General features: G+C 49.5%; 21 protein-coding genes, 1 tRNA gene and 1 pseudogene. 9 read left to right on the top strand and 14 right to left on the bottom strand.

Annotated features, from left to right (window positions below):
* Nucleotides 1-79: 79 nt before the first annotated feature.
* The 8 genes and pseudogenes from D5085_12845 to D5085_12880 all read right to left on the bottom strand — a co-directional run bounded on the left by D5085_12845 (nt 80) and on the right by D5085_12880 (nt 9152).
* On the bottom strand, nt 80-3337 hold the full coding sequence (locus D5085_12845) for a type I restriction endonuclease subunit R (GenBank protein ID QEP43926.1): 3258 nt from the start codon (nt 3335-3337) through the stop codon (nt 80-82).
* The gene (locus D5085_12850) at nt 3334-4317 is read right to left on the bottom strand and encodes a Fic family protein (protein ID QEP43927.1); all 984 of its coding nucleotides are present in this window, start codon (nt 4315-4317) and stop codon (nt 3334-3336) included. Before D5085_12850 ends, D5085_12845 begins: the two co-directional genes overlap by 4 nt.
* Nucleotides 4314-5420 (bottom strand): restriction endonuclease subunit S, encoded by a 1107-nt coding sequence (locus D5085_12855; GenBank protein QEP43928.1) that lies wholly within the window; start codon nt 5418-5420, stop codon nt 4314-4316. The genes D5085_12850 and D5085_12855 overlap by 4 nt, the downstream gene beginning before the upstream one ends.
* A pseudogene (locus tag D5085_12860) lies at nt 5413-6474 on the bottom strand (DUF1016 domain-containing protein). The gene D5085_12855 and the pseudogene D5085_12860 overlap by 8 nt, the downstream one beginning before the upstream one ends.
* On the bottom strand, nt 6467-8011 hold the full coding sequence (locus D5085_12865; protein ID QEP43929.1) for an SAM-dependent DNA methyltransferase: 1545 nt from the start codon (nt 8009-8011) through the stop codon (nt 6467-6469). Before D5085_12865 ends, D5085_12860 begins: the two are co-directional and overlap by 8 nt.
* Before the next feature lie 123 nt (nt 8012-8134).
* Nucleotides 8135-8416, bottom strand: a complete 282-nt coding sequence (locus D5085_12870; protein ID QEP43930.1) for a type II toxin-antitoxin system mRNA interferase toxin, RelE/StbE family — start codon at nt 8414-8416, stop codon at nt 8135-8137.
* Nucleotides 8413-8628: a hypothetical protein gene (locus tag D5085_12875; protein ID QEP43931.1), complete on the bottom strand. Its 216-nt coding sequence runs from the start codon at nt 8626-8628 to the stop codon at nt 8413-8415. Before D5085_12875 ends, D5085_12870 begins: the two co-directional genes overlap by 4 nt.
* 176 nt (nt 8629-8804) lie before the next feature.
* Nucleotides 8805-9152, bottom strand: coding sequence for a hypothetical protein (locus D5085_12880; GenBank protein ID QEP43932.1), 348 nt, complete (start codon nt 9150-9152; stop codon nt 8805-8807).
* Here D5085_12880 and D5085_12885 point away from each other — a divergent pair.
* Complete coding sequence (locus D5085_12885; protein ID QEP43933.1) at nt 9151-9336, top strand: hypothetical protein; 186 nt, start codon at nt 9151-9153, stop codon at nt 9334-9336. The two genes, D5085_12880 and D5085_12885, sit on opposite strands and share 2 nt — an antisense overlap.
* Nucleotides 9337-9351: 15 nt before the next feature.
* Here D5085_12885 and D5085_12890 read toward each other — a convergent pair whose 3' ends face one another.
* Both D5085_12890 and D5085_12895 read right to left on the bottom strand, forming a co-directional pair.
* Complete coding sequence (locus D5085_12890) at nt 9352-10206, bottom strand: hypothetical protein (GenBank protein ID QEP43934.1); 855 nt, start codon at nt 10204-10206, stop codon at nt 9352-9354.
* 391 nt (nt 10207-10597) lie between these two features.
* Nucleotides 10598-10674 (bottom strand) — tRNA-Pro (locus D5085_12895).
* A gap of 183 nt (nt 10675-10857) precedes the next feature.
* Between D5085_12895 and D5085_12900 the strand changes: the two genes are divergently transcribed.
* From D5085_12900 to D5085_12915, 4 genes are all read left to right on the top strand, one after another.
* On the top strand, nt 10858-11325 hold the full coding sequence (locus tag D5085_12900) for a ligand-binding protein SH3 (protein ID QEP43935.1): 468 nt from the start codon (nt 10858-10860) through the stop codon (nt 11323-11325).
* Between the two features lie 122 nt (nt 11326-11447).
* Entirely contained in the window at nt 11448-12830 is a 1383-nt protein-coding gene (locus D5085_12905; GenBank protein QEP45157.1) for a lytic transglycosylase F, read from the top strand.
* Nucleotides 12831-12841: 11 nt separating this feature from the next.
* A complete protein-coding gene (locus tag D5085_12910; GenBank protein QEP43936.1) occupies nt 12842-13096 on the top strand; it encodes a GlsB/YeaQ/YmgE family stress response membrane protein in 255 nt (84 codons plus the stop codon).
* Nucleotides 13097-13099: 3 nt separating this feature from the next.
* Nucleotides 13100-15151 carry an ATP-dependent helicase gene (locus tag D5085_12915; protein ID QEP43937.1) on the top strand — a complete coding sequence of 684 codons (2052 nt, stop codon included), beginning with the start codon at nt 13100-13102 and terminating at the stop codon, nt 15149-15151.
* 38 nt (nt 15152-15189) lie between these two features.
* On the opposite strand, the gene D5085_12920 is transcribed toward D5085_12915, so the two are convergent.
* From D5085_12920 to D5085_12935, 4 genes are all read right to left on the bottom strand, one after another.
* The gene (locus D5085_12920; protein ID QEP43938.1) at nt 15190-16485 is read right to left on the bottom strand and encodes an ammonium transporter; all 1296 of its coding nucleotides are present in this window, start codon (nt 16483-16485) and stop codon (nt 15190-15192) included.
* A gap of 20 nt (nt 16486-16505) precedes the next feature.
* Nucleotides 16506-16844, bottom strand: coding sequence for a P-II family nitrogen regulator (locus D5085_12925; GenBank protein ID QEP43939.1), 339 nt, complete (start codon nt 16842-16844; stop codon nt 16506-16508).
* A 326-nt stretch (nt 16845-17170) separates the two neighbouring features.
* Complete coding sequence (gene nth / locus D5085_12930) at nt 17171-17809, bottom strand: endonuclease III (protein ID QEP43940.1); 639 nt, start codon at nt 17807-17809, stop codon at nt 17171-17173.
* Between the two features lie 3 nt (nt 17810-17812).
* On the bottom strand, nt 17813-18178 hold the full coding sequence (locus D5085_12935; protein QEP43941.1) for a glutaredoxin: 366 nt from the start codon (nt 18176-18178) through the stop codon (nt 17813-17815).
* A gap of 175 nt (nt 18179-18353) precedes the next feature.
* Between D5085_12935 and D5085_12940 the strand changes: the two genes are divergently transcribed.
* The 4 genes from D5085_12940 to D5085_12955 all read left to right on the top strand — a co-directional run bounded on the left by D5085_12940 (nt 18354) and on the right by D5085_12955 (nt 20501).
* A complete protein-coding gene (locus D5085_12940; GenBank protein QEP43942.1) occupies nt 18354-18740 on the top strand; it encodes a 30S ribosomal protein S6 in 387 nt (128 codons plus the stop codon).
* A 63-nt stretch (nt 18741-18803) separates the two neighbouring features.
* Nucleotides 18804-19031: a 30S ribosomal protein S18 gene (gene rpsR / locus D5085_12945; GenBank protein ID QEP43943.1), complete on the top strand. Its 228-nt coding sequence runs from the start codon at nt 18804-18806 to the stop codon at nt 19029-19031.
* 55 nt (nt 19032-19086) lie between these two features.
* On the top strand, nt 19087-20007 hold the full coding sequence (locus D5085_12950) for a hypothetical protein (GenBank protein ID QEP43944.1): 921 nt from the start codon (nt 19087-19089) through the stop codon (nt 20005-20007).
* 38 nt (nt 20008-20045) lie between these two features.
* A complete protein-coding gene (locus tag D5085_12955) occupies nt 20046-20501 on the top strand; it encodes a 50S ribosomal protein L9 (GenBank protein QEP43945.1) in 456 nt (151 codons plus the stop codon).
* Nucleotides 20502-20509 lie beyond the last annotated feature (8 nt).

The raw sequence follows: 20509 nt of genomic DNA on the forward strand, positions 1-20509 counted from the left end.
CGCATCACCGGCAAAATAAAGGTGCAGAGCGAAGCGGCGCAGCTTTATTTTGTCCGAGTGCATGCGTTTGTTAGCCCTTCTAGGCATTAACTGTGAACTCATTTGCAATAAGCTCTGCTTGTTTCAGCACCGTTTCTGTTGCCAACTTTTGCATATCAGGTGGATACCCATACTGCCTAAGTGTGCGCTTAATTATCACTTTCAGTTTGGCTCGAACGCTTTCTTTTATTGTCCAGTCTATAGAAGCGTTTTGTTTTACACGCTCCGTTAAAACCACAGCCAGTTCTCTTAATTTATCGTGTTGCATCAGCTCTTTAGCACTTTTATTATCGGCAACTGCCGTATAAAAAGCATACTCAAATTCGGTTAACCCAAGTTCGCTAGCTTCATCATCCATGTTAATAATTTCTTTGCTCAACTTAATCAGCTCATCCATGACCTCAGCAGCAGTTAACACTTTATTGTGGTATTTTTTGATGGCATTTTCCAGCATCTCCATCAATGACTTGCTTTTTACCAAATTTTTTCTTGAGCGAGATTTTAATTCATCATTGAGTAACTTCTTCAAGACTTCTAAAGCAACATTCTTATGCTCCATGCCTTTAAGTTCTAACAAAAACTCTTCTGATAGAATGGAAATATCAGGCTTTTTAATCCCTGCCGCATCAAACACATCAACCACTTGCTCAGAAACCAATGCCTTATCTATGACTTGCCTAATGGTGGTTTCTATCTCTTCATCGCTTCGCCCTGTTCCAGTGCTATCAAATTTGACCAGACGCGCCTTTACCGCCTGAAAAAATGCCACCTCATCTTTAATGTCCATTGCCTGATCATGCGGTATTGCAATAGCAAAGGCTTTGGATAAACCATTGACTTCATTGACAAAACGTTTTTTGCCATTTTCCAAGCCTAAAATATGGTCTTCCGCCGCTAAAATGAGCGATAGCTTTTGCGCCGTATCAGCAGAAAAATAATTCTCGTAAGCAAAACCATGAAAAAGCTGAGAAACCACTTCAAGTTTTTCTAGCATTAACTCTACCGCTTGTTTTTGCAGGATAGTGGGGTCGCCTTTGCCACCCGCGTCAGAATAAAAAGAGAGGGCTTTTTTCAAGTCAGAGGCTATTCCCAAATAGTCCACAATCAAGCCACCTGGTTTATCCTTATAAACCCGATTAACCCGTGCAATCGCCTGCATCAGATTATGCCCTTTCATCGGCTTATCAATATAAAGGGTGTGCAAACTCGGTGCGTCAAATCCAGTCAGCCACATATCCCGCACAATCACCAACTTCAAAGGATCATCAGGATGTTTCATCCTGTCTGCCAAGGTCTTTCTTTGTGTTTTGGTCGTGTGATGTTTGGCAATTTCAGGACCATCCGATGAGCTGGAGGTCATCACCACTTTAATCACCCCTTTATCCAAATCATCCGAATGCCAGTCAGGTTTTATTTTGATGATTTGGGCATAGAGTTCAGCAGCAATACGGCGACTCATGGAGACAATCATGCCCTTGCCATCAAACGCTTCTTGGCGTTGGTCAAAATGGCTAACAATATCCTTGGCAATATTTTTGATGCGATTTTCACTGCCAATCAACGCTTCTAGCTGTGTCCACTTGGCTTTGGCTTTTTGTGTTTCAGTCAGATCATCTTGTGCCAGTTCGTCATCCAGCCCTGTATCTAAATTGGCAACCAGTTGTTTGCCTTCTTCGCTTAAATTGACTTTGGCTAAACGGCTTTCATAATAGATACGCACCGTTGCCCCATCTTCAACGGCTTGGGCAATATCATAAACATCAATATAATTGCCAAATACCGCAGGCGTATTGGTGTCGGTACTTTCTATCGGCGTACCCGTAAAGCCAAGATAGGTCGCATTGGGCAAGGCATCGCGCATATACTTAGCAAAGCCATAAACGACTTTTTTACCCACCACATTACCTTGTTCGTCCTTGTCATCAACGGTTTTTGCCTTAAATCCATACTGGGTGCGGTGTGCTTCGTCGGCAATCACCACAATATTTTCCCGAGCCGATAAGGTATCAAACACATTACCCTCATCCGGCTGAAATTTTTGAATGGTGGAAAATATTACCCCACCCGAGGCAACCTGTAATAACTCTTTGAGTTGATCGCGGTTCTCTACCTGTTTGGGTTCCTGGCGTAACAGTTGCGTTGAGGCAGCAAAAGTATCAAACAGCTGATCATCCAGATCGTTGCGATCCGTAATCATTAAAATAGTAGGATTATCCAATGCCAGTACAATCTTACCCGTATAGAAAACCATGGATAAAGACTTGCCACTCCCTTGGGTGTGCCACACCACACCGCCTTTACGGTCGCCTTTGGGCTGGCTTTTTACGCCCGCCACACCATAACTGGCAGGGTCTTCCATTACCTGACTAACAGGCGTTTGCCTGTCTTTATCAGAGAAGCCCAGCGTATGCCCAGTTGCCCGTAAGGTCGATTCCACCGCACGGTTGACCGCATAGTATTGATGGTAGGCCGCCAGTTTTTTTACCGTTTCAATCGTCACCACACCTGTTTTTGGATCTTCGGTTTTAGACTTCTCAAACACAATAAAATGACGAATCAAATCCAGCAGGGTTTCTTTCGCCAGCATCCCTTTAATCAAGGTTTCCAACCGGCTGACCAGATTCGAGGCCTCGATCTTGCCATCAGCCGTTTTCCAGCTCATAAAACGGCTGAGTCCTGCCGACAATGCGCCTGCCTTCGCCTCAAGACCATCGGAAATAATCATCAAGCCGTTATAGGTAAACAGGCTGGGAATGGCTTGTTTATAGGTTTGTAGCTGTTTGAAAGCCGATTTAATCGTGGCGTTTTCATCGGCGGCATTTTTAAGCTCAATCACCACCAACGGCAAGCCATTCACAAACAGCACCACATCAGGGCGTTTATTCACCCCGTTTTCAATCACGGTCAACTGGTTTGCCACCACAAAATCATTGTTTTCTGGGTTAGCAAAATCCACCAGCCACACCAGATCACCTCTTTGGTTGCCATCTTTTTGATAACTCACTTTTACCCCTTCGGTGAGTAGTCGATGGAAGCGCTCGTTATTGCTGAGTAATTCAGGGGAGTGAATGCGGGAGATCTCTTTGATAGCTTCCTGCCGCGCTTCAAGGGGAATGGTCGGGTTGATTCTGTCAACCGCATCCGACAAACGAGAAGATAATAAAACATCATCAAAATCATTGCGTAGTGGATTGTCGCTATCAGGGGCAATATCAGGGGCGTAAATGTATTCGTAGCCCTGCTTTTCCAGCAATTCAATACAAAAGGTTTCAATGGTGTTTTCGGTGATTCGGGTCATATAGAATGCTTCCTGTATTTTTGTTTGGGGCTACGAGGGCTATCAGGATATTGCATCTCAATGGAGTGCTGCTTCAAAGCAGGTTCAAGATAATTCTTTCTGAATGTTGGCTTATGGGACAAGCCTAATAACTGCATGATTTCCGCTGCACTTAACCAGTCATCTGGCAATACAGTAAGCATTTTTTTTACTTGGTCGCTTACTTGGTCGCTTACTTGGTCGCTGATCGGTAACGAGGAGATGGCAGCCAAAATAGTTTGACACATGTAAACGATAAATAGCGTACTTTCACCCGCTGCCCCTGATTGCTCCAGTGCCTTGTAATAATCTTGCTGTTTGCTTTTAATCATATTTTCAACGGGAATAAGGGAAAACACGGCGTTCCAGTGATTTAGCATCAGATACTGCCAAAAACGCCCCATGCGACCATTGCCGTCTTCAAACGGATGAATAAATTCAAACTCATAATGAAACACGCTGCTGCTGATTAACGGGTGCGTTGTGGTGGTGTTTAGCCAGTCAAACAATTCAGCCATCAAGCCGGAAACCTGATTGGCAGGGGGGGCGATATGACCCACCCCTTCTGCACCATAAACACCGACTGCCTTATGACGATACTGCCCCGCACGGTTGAGTAAATCTCCCATCAGCAACCGATGGGCTTGTAATAAGTGTTCCTGATTTTGGTAATTGAAGCTATCCGCCTGTTGGTACAATAAAATAGCCCCCTGAGCCTCGCTGATTTCTCGCATCGGTGCCAGTACCGTTTTACCTTCCAATACAGCGGTAATCTGTTGTTCATTCAGCGTATTGCCCTCAATCTGCAACGTGCCGGTAATGGTCTTAATCTGGCTGATTTTTCGCAGTTGAATAGCTTGGGGGCTATGTTGTAAATGATCCAATCGGCCTAAAGCATGAGAGACCTTGGCAAGCAAATCGATGATTTCATCTGTCAGGGTAAAGGGTGGGCGGTAACTCATAGTGCCTCTGCGGATAGATTGACCCGTATTTCACCGCTCATGAGTTTGGGGAGGAGTGTGTCGCGGAGGGATTCGAGGGTACGGATTTGTCGGCAATTCTTTATTACCTTGTCATTAATTGGTTTAACCTCAGACTCAAACTTGCTCACCAAATCTTCAGGTGGTATTACGACTTCCATTTTCTGAAAATCTCCCTTGCTGATAGAGCCAAACACTGTTCCCTCATCGTTGAATTTCTTTATTTCTTCCATCAAAGATTCAAGTTTAAAGTATGTATATGTATAAAATTCGTGATTATCTTTATACCGAAATGCTGCCACACCCCGACCAATACAGCATTCTTGTTCTGCCATATTTTGAGCACCTACAGGAGCTCTTACGCTGATAAGCGTATCAAAGGGTTTAGCTAGTCTTTTTTGTTCGGTTGTAAAAATTCGCTCAGTTGGAAAACGAAAACCAAAATCAGCATTACCTTGAAACATAGGTATTCCAATACCTGCTTCATTAAATGAACCCCCTGGTGGAGATTGCCCCATTGTGAAGTCAAACTCTTCAGAAAGCACTCCTTCCTCCCAATCCTCCCCAGCCTCTTCCACAAACCACTGCCGAAACAGCGTTTCAGCCATTTGTTCAAGGGTTTTGTTCTGGCGGTGGAGTAGGTCGATTTTGTCGTCTAAACTGCTTAGTACCTCAGCTATGGCTTTTTGTTCGGGGAGGGGTGGGAGAGTAATGTATGCATTACTTAAGTCAGTAATAGTAATTTGAGATTGTGCTGAACCACTATCTAAATACCTTAATGTTTCGATATTGTAGTAATAATAGATAAATTTGCTATTTACAGTTTCTTTATCGAAATCCATTTTCAGGGAAAGGTTTGTTAGGTAACATTTTTCTTTTACTATTTTCACATCACCTGTTCCACCAACTCCTCTCGCTACAACAATCAGATCATTTTTACTACAGTTGAATTCGGGGTAAAAATATTGGTACTTGTATCCAGAAAAAGTTGGGTAAATACCGGTATTCAATGCTTCTTTTTTTGGCATTTTTCCATATGAAAAAGTACCAACGTCTCCCAAACGATATTCCAACCACTCACTCATCCCCAACCTCCAATCTCAATTCTGCTTCCTCAATCGCTTTATGCAACTTCGCTTGCAATACTTCTTTTGATGGCAGCTTCAACCAGTATTCCGAGATATGAATATCATCCTGTTCCAGTTCCATCAGTTCGACCACTTCCTGATCTTTGCTGCTGCATAATAAAATCGCAATCGGTGGGTTTTCGTCAGCTTGTTGTTCGTGTTTTGCCAGCCATTTGAGATACAGCTCAACTTGCCCTTTGTATTCGGGCTTAAATTCACCGAGCTTGAGTTCAATCAACACCAAACGCTTTAAGCTGCGGTGATAGAACAGTAAGTCCAGATAATAGTCATTGCCACCGATTTGCAGGCGTTTTTGCCGCGCCATAAAAGCAAAGTCACTGCCGAGTTCCAGTATGAACTGTTCCAGTTTATGCAAAATGGCATTTTCTAAATCTTTTTCGCTGAAGTTGTCCTGTAGATCGAGAAAATCGAGTAGGTAAGGGTCTTTTAAATGCAGCTAAAGGGATTGTTGTTGCTCATTACCCAAGTTTGCCAATGCTTGCCGGATGACTTGTTCGGGCTGTTTGGCAATGGCACTGCGTTCAAATAACATGCCGTCCATGCGTTGTCGCAGGGTGCGGACTGACCAGCCCTCATGGCTGCTCATCTGGGTGTAAAATTCACGTTGAATACCGTTGTCGAGTTTGATTAGCTCAACAAAATGAGACCAGCTCAATTGTTGTGACAGTGTCGCAACAATCTTTTCATCATCGAATGACAGATAAAATTTCACCATGCGGGTCAAGGATGAGTAAGTAAAGCCTTTGCCAAACTCTCCAGTTAATTGCTGAGCGAGTTGTTTCATGGTTTGCTTACCGTATTCTGCACGGTTATCGTCCAAAACCTGCGTTTGAATCTGTTTACCAATCTGCCAATAAGTAACGGTCAATATCTGATTGACCTGCCTAACAACCGTTGATTTTGCATTAGTAATCAGTTGCCTGAGCTCTGCATACAACTTTTGGTATTCAGCAGGGGGTTGTATTGGGGGGTGTTCTTTTTTCTTAGCCATCAACTTTCACCTTCGCCAGATTCTCCAAAATCCGCTGATTGAGTTCGGCTTCTTCTTTTAACTGTCCTTCAAACTCGGCTTTTAAACTGGCAAACCGTTCGGCAAAATCAAAATCATCCTCTTCCTCTGCCAAGCCCACATACCGCCCTGGGGTCAGCACATAATCCAGCTCTTTGACTCGTTCAATGGGTGCGGCATGACAAAAGCCTTTGACATCCTCATAATCACCTTCAGGATTGCGCCAGTTGTGATAAGTGCCTGCAATGGTTTGTATATCCTCAGCAGACAGCTCACGGGTTCGGCGGTTGATTAAATGCCCCCTATTGCGGGCATCAATAAACAGAATTTCATGGGTGCGATTACGAAACTTGCCATTGGCACGGTTACGGCTCAAAAACCACAGTGAGGCGGGGATTTGGGTATTTAAAAACAGTTTGGCAGGCAGGTTGACAATGCAATCGATCAATCCCGCTTCAACCAAGGCGGCTCGTATATCACCTTCGCCCGATGTTTTGGAGGTCAACGCCCCTTTTGCCAACACAAAGCCTGCTTGTCCACTAGGGGCAAGGTGGTAGATAAAGTGCTGTATCCATGCGTAGTTGGCATTGCCTGTAGGCGGTGTGCCGTATTGCCAGCGCCCATCTTTACGCAGTAGATCGCCGCTCCAGTCGCTGACATTAAACGGAGGATTGGCGATAATGTAATCGGCTTTCAGGTCTTTATGGGCATCATTTAAAAATGAGCCTTCGTTATTCCATTTGACTTGTGAGCTATCAATACCCCGAATGGCCAAATTCATTTTTGCTAGTCGCCAAGTGGTCTGGTTGCTCTCCTGCCCGTAAATGGAAATATCGTTTATTTTGCCTCGATGTTCGGATACAAATTCTTCTGACTGCACAAACATCCCGCCTGAACCACAGCAAGGGTCAAGCACCCGCCCTTGATAGGGTTCGAGCATTTCCACCAATAATTCAACGACACTTCTCGGTGTATAGAATTGCCCACCTTTTTTACCTTCTGCCAAGGCAAATTCGCCAAGGAAATATTCAAACACATGCCCCAACACATCGGCACTGCGAGACTTGGCATCCCCCAAGGCAATATTGCCAATCAGGTCGATAAGCTCACCTAAACTGGTCGGATCAAGATTCTGTCTGGCGTAGACTTTTGGAAGCACGCCTTTTAATGAGGTATTTTCCTTTTCGATAGCATCCATTGCCTCATCAACGGTTTTGCCAATCGTCGGTTGTTTTGCATGGGCTTGCAGATGTGACCAGCGAGCATCTGCTGGTACAAAAAATACATTCTCGGCTTTGTATTCATCCTTGTCTTCGGGGTCAGCCCCAGCAAATTCGCCTTCACCTGCTTGTAATTGAGCGTATAGCTCCTCAAAGGCATCAGAAATATATTTAAGAAAAATCAAACCCAAGACAACATGTTTATACTCAGCCGCATCAATGTTTTTGCGCAACTTGTCAGCCGATTTCCAAAGCTGTTTTTCCAGTGATTCTTCTGGTACTTCTTTCTTCTTTACCATTCTGTCTCCATTGGTTTTTTTACTACTGGCAGGTGGTTGTTTTAAGGGGCTAACGCTTGCCATCAGCCGACGCTGGAGCGTAGCGGAAGCGGTCGGGTGGATGGCTAAGTTAGGATAAATTAGTTAATAGACTTCATCATGTGAACCTATTGCTTCCAACAAGATTGCTTCATCTTCATCATGCTGAACAAACTCAAAAATGATTCTCAAATCATAAGCAACACTACAAGCCCATGAACCTTCAAAATTCCCTTTCAGCTTGTGTGTTTTCAATGATGGATGAAAAGCATCTTCAGAAAGCAATTCCAGCGTTGTTTGAATATCCACTGCTAAATTTGGATTCTTCTTTAATACGCGCTTTGCAGTTCGTACAAATGCAGTAGATTTTATCAACAGCCTGTTCATGACAAAATTGAATTCATTATATCCTGTGGTGTTTCAGGAGATAATTTGCCTTGTTGGTACTCTTTACGAGCAGATGATATAAGTGAAGAAATTTCTTGACGGCGATACTCTGCTATACGATGACGAACAACATCAATTAAAGATTCTTGTTCATCAAGTGATAGGTGATCGACCGCATCCAATACTTCACTAAACGAAGTTGCCTTAGCCATTTTAGATTCCTTAAAATTAAGTTTTTGCCTTTGTAATAAATAAATAGGGTCAGAGTAGAATTAAACCTTAATTCGGCCTCATTCCCCCCTACACATTCCATTCCACCAAGTATATCAACCCCGCATCCCATGTCCAGCCTAAATCCACAGCAAGTTACCCAACCTCCACCTAAACCTTAAAAAACTGTCACTCCCTCCGCCCTCGGCTGCCACTTCTGCCAGCTACCAGTAAACACCGTAGCGCAGTTGTAAGCATCTTGCAGGTAAGCCTGCCGCTTTTCACGGCTAGCACCGGTTTGGGCGATGAGGGTCTCCCGCAGCGGGTGGTGGGAGCTAATCAGGTACTCGTTACGGGTGTGGAGCCGTTCCAGCAGCGGTAGCGCGGGGATTTGGTCAAATTTGTCTTGTGCGCCGCGATTGCAGTCGGTACAGGCCAGCACTAAGTTGGCCACGCCATCAATCGGCTTGCCGTCGTCGCACTGTTTCAGTTTGTGGGGGAAGAAGTGATCGACATCGGCGGGAATGGCGGCGGTTTATGCTGAATATTGTGGTGATGCGGGGTATTTTGCGGCTGAGAGGGAGGCTCGGGCGGCTAAATTGGGGGGTTGGGCGGTTGAAGGGGGGGCAGCAGCGGCCTTGGGAGTGGCGGAAGGGGGAGTAAGTGAGCGGTTGGGTAGGGCTAAAAAAGCGTCAGCCCTTTTTGATTAGTATTCATGACCCCAATTATTCACCCCAATTATTCTGTTTTTTCTGTTGCAGCCGTAACAGTAGCTGCTGTAGCGCTTCGGAGCTGAGGTGTTCGGCTATTTCATCCGGCGAGTAGCGCTGTAATACTTCATCCGGCGAGTAGCGCTGTAATACTTCGTCCGCTGATAGCAGGTTAAGGTGGTCAGCGACAAACTCTTTGGTAAATTGCTCTAAGGTATAGGCCATGTCGGGTTCCTCTTCACTGTATATCTCTAGTAGTTGCTGTACTACGCCATAGATGATCTCATTGGGGTGTTGCCGGTAGCGTTGGCTCGCCTGGCGTACCCGTTCGATTTGGTGGCTAAATAGGTGCCACAGATCATTACGAGGGGCAGTGTCAATTTGGCTTAAAACGATAAGTTGTATCGTATCACTGCCCCACTGGAGTTGGTAGATGCCGGTTTTATGATCGGCGGTCAGGTAGTTGGCCAGTTTTTGTGGATAGTGGTGGCTAACAGCATAGAGTCCGAAGTCGCTTTGTGGTGGCCGTTTGCCCGCTTCGCTCAGCTGTTTACGATAGCTGACATAGTAACCTATCAGCTCTTTAATTGACCAGTCGGTGAGTGATTCGTGGTGCGATTTAAAGGTCATCAGGTTGTAACGCTGTAGCTGTGTCAGGCCATCGGGCAGGGTGGCAGCTCCGGGCCAGTCGCTCGCTTCAGTCTGTTCGATCACGACGACATCGAGAAATTGCGGCACTTTGGCCACATCAACTTCTACTTCTACCCGGTACGGGCTGTCGTGACATTGTTGTTGTACCATCAGGCCAAAGAGCCGGTGCCATTGGCGGCGGCGTTGTGGGGTGAGTGGGTGTGAGGTGTAGTGCTGCATCCGGAAATTGTAGCGTTAAGTTTGTGGGGGTGGCAAGGATGCCGGCATGCTTCTCTACGATTTCTTTTGCGCATAACAAGTTATTAAACAGATCCGTATAACTTCGCACCAGAGCCGCCTATTTCCTCTTCCTGACAGCCCAAACCGCGATTTTCTAACGGTATAACTCCGGATTTTGCAAGACCACCAGACACCGCTGATCATTCACAATGCTTTGACTATCTACCAAAAATATCAGCCCTACCCAATCAGTGATTCATGTGACTCTGACACCGTCTATCGTGGCGGCTTAACAAGCGAGCGGCCATTGACCTGTTGAGGTTCAGGTTTTTCAAAAACCCGCTATGGTGCGGGCTTCATTTAGAGTGGCGAATGTCGCCGAATTTTGATTTGGTCGGGGCGAGAGGATTTGAACCTCCGACCCCCACAACCCCATTGTGGTGCGCTACCAGGCTGCGCTACGCCCCGACTGAGCGCAGCATTATACATGAAGTGCGGCAAAATGGGAGCCCTTTGTTGCGCCTATTTTTAGCGCTGTCACTGAGAGATAGTTCACAAAATGGCTCAATAGCTGTTGAAAATGGCAGATAGTGATAATACCTTAGTAAATAAGTTGGTTATTAACTGCGAATAGACTAATGGAGGTACAAGATGGCCAATCAATTGATTAACGGTTTCCCTCATGATGGTGTCGTCACGATTAATCGGGTGGTACTGAAGCCAGAGTACACGATGGATGATCTGCAAGAGCGAGTCGCTATGCTGTGTGAAAATGTGAAAACTTACCACTCTACCAGCGGATTTATCGGCGGCTTTGTCTCTTTAAATACCGGCATGATCTCTAATGAGGGATCAACGATAGGTCAACCGATCGCCTCATCTGATAGGGGTCGCGAGGCGCTGATTATCACCTTTTGGCGCTCATTTGAGGAGCATGAGGCCTCCCACCGCTCAGATAGCTTTCAGCCGCTGTTCAAAGAGGTGTTGGCGCTGTGCGAAAATGGCAATGAGGAGATCGCCTATGAGGTGCTCTGGTCAGGCGCTGCCTACTCACCTGAGGAGGCGGAGCAGGCTCAGCTTGCTAAGGAGCGATTTGCGCCGATGGCGATAGCCGCCTGATCCCCATCACTCTCTTCTGCTATAATCGCAACCCGCCGTTAAAGGCGGGTTTTTTTTGTATTGCAAAGGGGGGCATTGTGGGTCTGTTGCTAAAAACGGCGCTATGGGGGCTGTTGCTGCCTATGTTGGCGCTAGCTGAGGAGGGAGAGACGGAAGTGGTCGAGCCGTTGCCGCTTAATCTCCATCTGCAGGAGCAGTACACTGAAGATCTGCCCGCTCTGCTACAGCGGCGCTATATTCGGGTCTTAACAACGGTAAATCGGACTAATTTCTATCTCTCGGAGGGGGAGCTAGCCGGGTTCGAGTATTCGCTGCTGCGCGACTATCAGGACTATCTTAATCAGCACCACCACCAAAAGGGGTTAAAGATGGTGCTGGAGTTTATTCCGGTCTCACGCGAGGAGCTGTTGCCGAAGCTGGTAGCGGGGTATGGCGATATTGCCGCCGCCGGCTTAACGATTACGCCGGAGAGATTAGCCGAGGTCGATTTTACCATCCCCTATTTAAGGGAGATCGATGAGGTGGTTGTGACCCATCACCAGATCACCCCACCGCAGTCACTGCAAGATTTGGCAGGAGTGCCGGTGATGGTTCGTCCGAGTAGCAGTTACTTCGCCTCGTTGCAGCAGCTAAATCAGACTTTGCGCCAACAAAAACTAGCGCCGGTGCAGATTCTGCCTGCCGGTGAGGAGATGGAGACTGAGCAGATTTTAGAGCTGGTCAATAGTGGCAGCCTCGCCTATACCGTCGCCGATAGCCATTTAGCCTCTATTTGGGCGAAGATACTGCCCAATATTGTGATCCATCCCCAGCTTGTGTTGCGTGAGGGGGGCGAGATCGCTTGGATGGTGCGTCAACAGAGTCCAGAGTTGTTACAGAGTCTGAACCGCTTTCTCCAGACCCGTAAAAAAGGGGCGCTGCACGGCAACCTCTACTTTAAGCAGTACTACCAAAATAGTAAAAATCTGCAAGATCCGACCGATGTCGAGACTTGGCAGAAGATTGCCGACTATAAGGCGGTGATGAAGCACTACGCCGCCGAGTATGGTATCGACTGGTTACTGATTTTAGCTCAAGCCTTTCAGGAGTCGCGCCTAAACCACGAGACTGTGAGCCCGGCCGGTGCGGTAGGGGTGATGCAACTGCTCCCCTCGACCGCAGCTGATAGACGAATTGCGATTGACGATATCTCATCGGTAGAGGCCAATATTCACGCTGGCGTGAAGTATCTGGCGCTGCTGCGCGATAACTACTTTAGTGATGAGGCTATTCGACCGCGAGATCAGATTCGACTGGCCCTCGCTGCCTATAACGCCGGGCCGGCGAAAATAAATCGTCTGCGCAAGGAGGCGGAGAAGATGGGGCTAAACCCGAACCGCTGGTTTCGCCATGTCGAGTTTGCAGCACTAAAACATATTGGCCAAGAGACTGTGGCCTATGTGAGTAATATTAACCGCTACTATGTACTCTATCAGGCGCTCTATCTAGGGGATGATGAGTCGTAAAGGAGTTTGAAATGGGCACACTGTCATCACTGTTAATCTATATGATTTTGGGGGGAGTCGCCGGTTGGCTCGCCAGTCGAATGATGAAAAAGCGCGGTTATGCGCCGTGGCAATATATTCTAATTGGGATGGTGGGGGCGGTCATCGGTGGCATTATCTTTAAAATTATCGGCTTTATTGTCGGTGGTATTGTCGGCTCGCTGGTGATTGCTGTCATCGGATCGATGGTGCTGATCTTTTTAGTCGATAAACTAAAGTCGAACTAGCCGTTGCAGTTTACCCGTCAACAGGCCGAGGTGATCCACCACGGCCAGGGCCATGCGAAGGTGGTGGCGGTTGCCGGTTCCGGTAAGACGGCTACCCTGTTAGGGCACCTTTGTCACACGCTAAAACAGGGGGTCTCGCCCCACCATATTTTGGTGGTGATGTTTAATGTCGATGCCCGTAACGCCTTCTTGCAGCGGCTACAGCAGCGATTGGGGCCGATGGCTCTTCTGCCCGATGTGCGTACTTTTAATAGTATGGGCGAGCGTTTGACTCGTTGGTTGGAGCGCTCTGGCTCTCTGCCGCAGCGGCGGTTGGAGACCGATAGCTATCTTCTGGAGCGGATAGCGCGTGAGGCGTTGATAGCCCACTACGGCAATAAAAGCAGCGAGGTGTGGGATAAGGAGGTAATGGACGCCTTTTTGAACTATATTCTGCTGGCTAAATCGACACTAAAATCGGCGGCTAAGGTGTGTGAGTCCTATCAGTTTGATGAGGGGTTTGCCGTCGCTTTTGATCACTTCGAGTCGCTGCGCCAGCAACAGCAGATCCGCACCTATACCGATCAGATTTGGGAGCCGGTGAAGCTAATCATGGCCGATGAGGCGCTACAGCAGCAGGTGGCTAATCGCATGGAGGTGGTATTGGTGGATGAGTTTCAGGATGTGAATGAGATTCAGATTGCCCTGATTCGGCTGATTGTGGGGCAGCGGGCGCGGCTGGTTGTGGTCGGGGATGTGGATCAGTGTATCTATGAGTGGCGCGGCTCTCGGCCTAGGTTTCTGCTGCGGGAGTTTCAGGCGAGCTATCCTGACGCGAAGAGTTATCGTCTCGATACCACCTTTCGTTATGGTCATACGCTGTCGCTGCTAGCGAACCATGCCATTAGCCATAATCAAGAGCGGGAGCCGACCTTCTCCCTCTCTCCGCCTGAGAGTCGTGATATTACGCTACAGCTCCATCCGCAGCAGGGCGATTCGGCAGCTCTTATCGAGATTGTGCAGCGCTGGAGCGAGAGTCGTCCTTTAGAGCAGATGGCGGTACTCTACCGTTTTGGAGCGATGGCGGTGGTCGATACCCTCAATTTGATGGCCGCTGGGATCCCCCTACGGCTGCGACGAATCCCCTCGGTCTTCTCCTTCGGGGTGCTGAACAGTCTGTTGGCGGTGTTGCAGTTAGTAACCGGACGGCTACTCCAGAAAGGTCAGGAGGAGCAGCTACTGCAGCTACTCACCCAGCCGGCGGTGACGATAGATCGTCGTCGGTTGCAGCATCAGATCAATTTGGCGTGTCGTGAGGGCAATTTTGAACAGCTATGGCCCCTAGTTGACGAGGTGCGCCACCCGTTTGCGCGGGAGAAGTTTTTGCAGCGGCTGCTCTGGCTGCAACAGCAGAGTCGAGTGGTGAATGGCGCGGAGCAGTCGGCGGCGACGCTACTACGACACTATCTGCAGCAGAACGATATTCTAGCTGCCATGACTAAACTCGCCACCACAGCGACGGTGGCCGAGGAGCGTTTGACCGCTGTTGAACAGTTTATTCAGTTTATTGCCGTGCGCCAGCTCACTGTTGAGGCTGCGGTGGTGCTGTTTCAACAACTGCAGCAGCAGCTATCACAACAGTCACAGGGGTTGTTGTTAACGACTATTCACCAAAGTAAGGGGCTAGAGTGGCCCTGTCTGGTACTACCGCAGCTAAAGCAGGGGGTGTTTCCCCGCGCACAGTGCAATATTGAGGAGGAGCGGCGGCTCTGGTATGTCGCGATCACTCGCTGTCAGGAGCAGCTCCATCTGATTGCGCCACACGATCCGGTACTGTGGCAAGCCTTTGAGCAGCAGCAGGAGGTCAATAGTCGCGACTATATTGCTAGTCGGTTTATTTATGAGTCGCAACCGGGGCTCTCGGTGCGGGTAGGCGAGGCAATTCAGCGGCGGCAGTGGCAGCGTCTTGCCGAGATCGGGGCCGTAAGGGGGCCGGAGGTGGTTAACCACTATCTGCGTCAGGTGGTGGACGATCCTAAACCGCCGCAGTTAGTACGGGCTAGAGGTTCTCGTTAAAAAAGGCGCCCGAAGGCGCCTTGTTAGGGGAGAGGGAGTTATTGGTGGCGACCCTGAGTAAACTCTGGGTAGGCCTCCATGCCGCACTCGCCGACATCGACACCTTCGTACTCCTCCTCTTCGGAGACGCGGATCCCCATCACCATCTTAATGGCAAACCAGGTGATAAAGCTGACCCCAAACACCCAGACAAAGATAGTGGCGGCACCGACCAGCTGGCCGATAAAGCTAGCCCCCTCATTGGTTAACGGTACAGCGAGTAGCCCCCAGAGCCCCACCACACCGTGAACCGAAATAGCACCGACCGGATCATCGATTCTCATCTTATCGAGCGTAATAATCGAGAAGACCACAATCAGACCGCCAACGGCACCAATGAGGGTGGCAGTTAATGGCGTGGGGGTGGAGGGCTCGGCTGTAATGGCGACCAGACCCGCTAGGGCACCGTTAAGCGCCATGGTCAGATCGGCCTTGCCAAAGAGCATTCTGGCTGTGAGCAGGGAAACAATCAGACCACCGGCAGCGGCGGCGTTAGTATTTAAGAAGACCATGGCAACAGCGTTAGCACTCGCCGCATCGCCTAACTTCAGTACCGAACCGCCATTAAAGCCGAACCAACCCATCCAGAGGATAAAGGTACCGAGTGTGGCTAGTGGCAGATTAGCGCCGGGAATGGCACGAATCGACCCATCTGCGCTATATTTGCCTTTACGAGCACCTAGCAGCAGCACACCGGCAAGGGCGGCTGCGGCACCGGCCATGTGGACAATACCGGAGCCGGCGAAGTCGGAGAAGCCAAAGTCGTCACCGAGTGAGAAGAGGCCGAAGACGGCGTTGCCCCCCCAAGTCCAAGAGCCCTCCATCGGGTAGATAAAGGCGGTCATCACCACTGCAAAGAGCAAAAATGCCCACAGCTTCATCCGCTCGGCCACGGCCCCAGAGACGATAGACATCGCGGTGGCGACAAAAACGACCTGAAAGAAGAAGTCGGAGGCGTTAGCATAGACTGAACTGCCGCCAAAACCGGCCTCTGCCGACTCTTTAATGACCGCCGCGGTTAGCCCATCGGCTGTTGCCGCGCCATCAAGGGCGATGTTGTGCAAAAACAGGCCGCCGCCATACATAATGTCGTAACCGACGACCATATAAGCGGTACAGGCGATGGCGAACAGCGCCACATTTTTGGTTAAAATTTCGGCGGTATTTTTGGCGCGTACTAGGCCTGCCTCAAGCATGGCAAAACCGGCGGCCATCCACATAACTAGCGCTCCCATCACCAGAAAATAGAAGGTGTCGATAGCGTACTGAAGTTCAAAAATTTGATTCTCTACCATTGGGTTATCCTCTCTTACCGTTAGATGGCGTCTTTACCGGTTTCACCGGTACGGATGCGAATGACCTGCTCTAGCGGGGTGACAAAAATTTTGCCATCACCGATTTTGCCGGTATTGGCGGCGTTGCGAATCGCTTCGACGACCTGATCGACTAGCTCAGCCGTGACCGCTGCCTCAATTTTGACTTTGGGAAGAAAGTCAACCACATATTCGGCACCGCGATAGAGCTCTGTATGCCCCTTTTGGCGCCCGAAACCTTTAACTTCGACGACAGTAATACCCTGCACACCGATTTCGGATAGTGCCTCACGCACATCATCGATTTTGAAGGGTTTAATAATTGCTGTAATCAGTTTCATCTATAGTCCTCCGAATGAGATTGCACTCCATTGTAGAGTGATTGGGGTGTCGGTAACCGAGTTATTCAGGGTAACCAACCGCTTGGAAAAAATAGCCACTCCGACCTTGGAGGTGACCACTATTGCCTCTAAAGCAACTTGTATGCCATGAATAAAGTTGTTTTATAACAACGGCTTGGATTGGCCGCAATGGTAGAGCGCACCATTATAGCGCATTCACTGCTTTAGATTGTGGTGCAAGGGGGGAGGCGAGGGGGAGAGTGAGATAACTGCCCGCGATAGCGACTCTTTTTTGCACCATAATAGTGCAGTGCCTCACGGTCAGTTTAGTGCTCTGTGGGCTTATCGTTGTAGTCGCACAGCGGCGCAATTAAACAGTGACCGCATCGAGGTTGACGAGCGGTGCAGGTGTAACGACCGTGCAGAATCAGCCAGTGGTGGGCGTGCTGTCTAAACTGTGCCGGAACCGATTTGAGGAGCCGCCTCTCGACCTCAATGACCGTCTCTCCCGGAGCCAGACCGGTACGGTTAGAGACTCGGAAGATGTGGGTATCGACCGCAATGGTCGGCTGTCCAAAAGCGGTATTTAGAACCACGCTGGCCGTTTTGCGCCCGACACCCGGTAGCGCCTCCAGTGCTTCACGGTGGTTCGGGACTTCACCTTGGTGGCGCTCTAACAGCAAGCGACAAGTCTTGAGGATATTGGCCGCTTTGGTGTTAAAAAGGCCGATGCTCTTGATCTGCTCTTTTAGCCCCGCCTCCCCCAAATCGAGTAGCGCCTGTGGGGTGTTGGCGATCTGAAACAGGCTGGCTGTCGCTCGGTTAACACTGACATCGGTCGCTTGGGCAGAGAGAATCACCGCAATGAGCAACTCGAATGGGGAGCGGTAGTTAAGCTCGGTGGTGGGGTTAGGGGTCTGCTGCTGCAGCAGGGTAAATATCTGCCGCCGTTTGTCGCGGTTCATTAGCTAATTGGCAAACTGCTGCTGTAGGTAGTCGATAATGGCATCGGACTCATAGAGCCACCTCGTCTCGCCGTTATCCTCTTCAATTCGCAGACAGGGGGTCTGCCACTTACCGCCGCCCTGAATCAGCTCCTGTCGATACTGTTCACTCTCATTGGCGTTGCGTTGTTCGATCTTGAGATTAAGCCGGTGGATGGTGCGACGAACCTTAATGCAGAAGGGGCAGAGCTGAAATTGGTAGAGGGTTAAGCGGTGGGTGCGGGTATCAATCTGCTGCTGCTCGCCCTCGCTGCGAGTTATTGGGGTAGGGAGGGTCACCTTTTCGTAGAGAGACATGAGCGGTTTAAGAATAAGACGGATAGAGCGCATGGCCAAAACTCCTGTTTTTAGAGAGGCGGCTATTCTTACCGACTCTTTGGGTGTGGGTCAAGGTGATTGTCTAGCGCCGCTTAAGTCGCTATAATCGCCCGCTTCGCTATCGAACGGGTTGATAGCGTCTCTCCTTGCTCCGGTTGCGGGGCTGTTGAAACCGAAAGGGGTAACTATGCAACATTATGAAATTGTCTTTTTGGTCCATCCGGATCAGAGTGAGCAGGTGCCGGCGATGCTAGAGCGCTATCGCGGCATGATTGAGAAAGAGGGGGGCGAGATCCATCGCCAAGAGGATTGGGGACGGCGTCAACTCGCCTATCCGATCAAAAAAGTCCATAAAGCTCACTACATTCTGTTAAATGTCGAGTGCTCAATTGAGACGATGAAGGAGCTCGAAGCGAGCTTTCGTTTTAATGATGCCATCATTCGTAACATGATCCTCAAAATGAAGCAGGCGGTCACCGAGCCCTCCTTTATTCTGAAGCAGGGGGACGAGGAGGAGCCGCGCCGCTCCAATAACGATCTCGATAGTCGGGATGAGGAGGATGAGGACGAGTAGCCGCTTTAGCGCTACCGACCTTGTTCGACCAATATTTAGTGATAATTTAAGAGGATTTTATTTATGGCTCGTTTCTTTCGCCGCCGCAAGTTTTGCCGCTTCACCGCCGATGGGGTTACCGAAATCGACTACAAAGATTTGAATACCCTGCGTAACTATATTACCGAATCGGGCAAAATTGTTCCGAGTCGGATTACCGGCACTAAGGCTAAATATCAGCGCCAGCTCGCTACCGCCATTAAGCGGGCTCGTTTTCTCGCCCTGCTGCCCTACTCGGACGCGCACGAGTAGTCTATCCGTTATCTCGCCGACCAGCCTAGTCTTAAAAATTTAAGATCGTAGATAGATGAAGTTTCTCGCTGACTATACCCTAAAAGGGAGCGCTCAAGCGATTCTGGTGACCTGTGTTACCGGGATGCTGTCGCTGCTGTTTCTGCCGTTGAGCTACTTTAGTAGTGCCGCCCTCAGTCTGGTCACGCTGCGACAGGGGGTGCGTGGTGGTGTGATGGTTATGGTGGGGGCGACGGTGGCGATGGCGCTGCTGTCGCAGCTAACGCTAGGTAGCCTCACCCCAGCGCTACTCTATCTACTGCTGCTCTGGTTTCCGGTCTGGTGGCTCGCCTACCGTCTGCGACTGCGACCAGGGCAGTCACCGCTGCTACTGCACGCGCTAGGCATGGGGGGGCTGTTTCTGCTGCTGCTCCACGGAGCGATGGCAGGTGAGCCCTCTCTCTGGTGGCAGCAGACGCTGTTGCCGATACTGCATGAGCTCTTAGCTCAGATCGCGACAGCTGAGATAGATCTGGCGCAACTGGAGCAGGGGGTGGCGCTACTAGCGCCCTTTATGAATGCGCTTTTGGTGGTGACGCTCTTAATGCACATCGTCGGTGGCGTGATGCTGGGGCGCTGGTGGCAGTCGCTGCTGTTTAACCCCGGGGGGTTCGGTGCCGAATTTCGGGCGATTACCCTCGGTAGGGGCGTGGCGGGTATGACCGCTGGGGTGGTGCTAGTGGCCTTGGTGAGTGGCTCGGAGCTACTACAGAGTCTGCTGATGATGGCAGCAGTGGTATTTGCCACCCAAGGGCTGGCTGTGGTGCACGCCTTAGTGAGACAGCATGGCGCGAGTCGCTGGTGGTTGGTGGGACTCTATCTGCTGCTTCTGTTAGCGATGCCGCAGATAGTGCTACTGCTAGCGTTGGCTGGGTTGGTGGATAACTGGTTCGATTTTAGAAAATTTTGGCAGGGGCCAAACTCGGATTCCCCGTAGCTACTGCCGCTAAATAGTATATTTTTTTGAGGTATATCATGGAGATTATTCTTCTACAGAAGATTCGTAATTTGGGCGCTCTAGGTGAGCAGGTGAGAGTTAAACCGGGCTATGCGCGTAATTTTCTTATCCCTTCGGGTAGGGCGATTATGGCGACTAAGGCCAATATTGAGAAGTTTCAGGCGCGTCGCGCTGAGTTAGAGAAGCGAGCGGCCGATGAGCAGGCGGCAGCCCAGTCGTTAGCCGATAAGGTGGCCTCCCTCGGGAGTGTCTCTATCGCGGTACGCGCCGGTGGCGAGGGTAAGCTATTCGGTTCGGTCTCGGCGAACGATGTTGCCGAAGCGGTGCAGCGTGCCGGCATTGAGATCGATAGACGCCAAGTCCGGATGCCGGCGGGGGAGAATAGTCTGCGCTCTCTTGGCGAGCATGAGGTCATTCTCCATCTGCATGGCGATATCGATCAGCCATTAACGGTAGCTGTTGTGCCCGAGTAGCGCTCGAA

This window comes from Ectothiorhodospiraceae bacterium BW-2 (assembly GCA_008375315.1).
Lineage (GTDB): Bacteria > Pseudomonadota > Gammaproteobacteria > Thiohalomonadales > Thiohalomonadaceae > BW-2.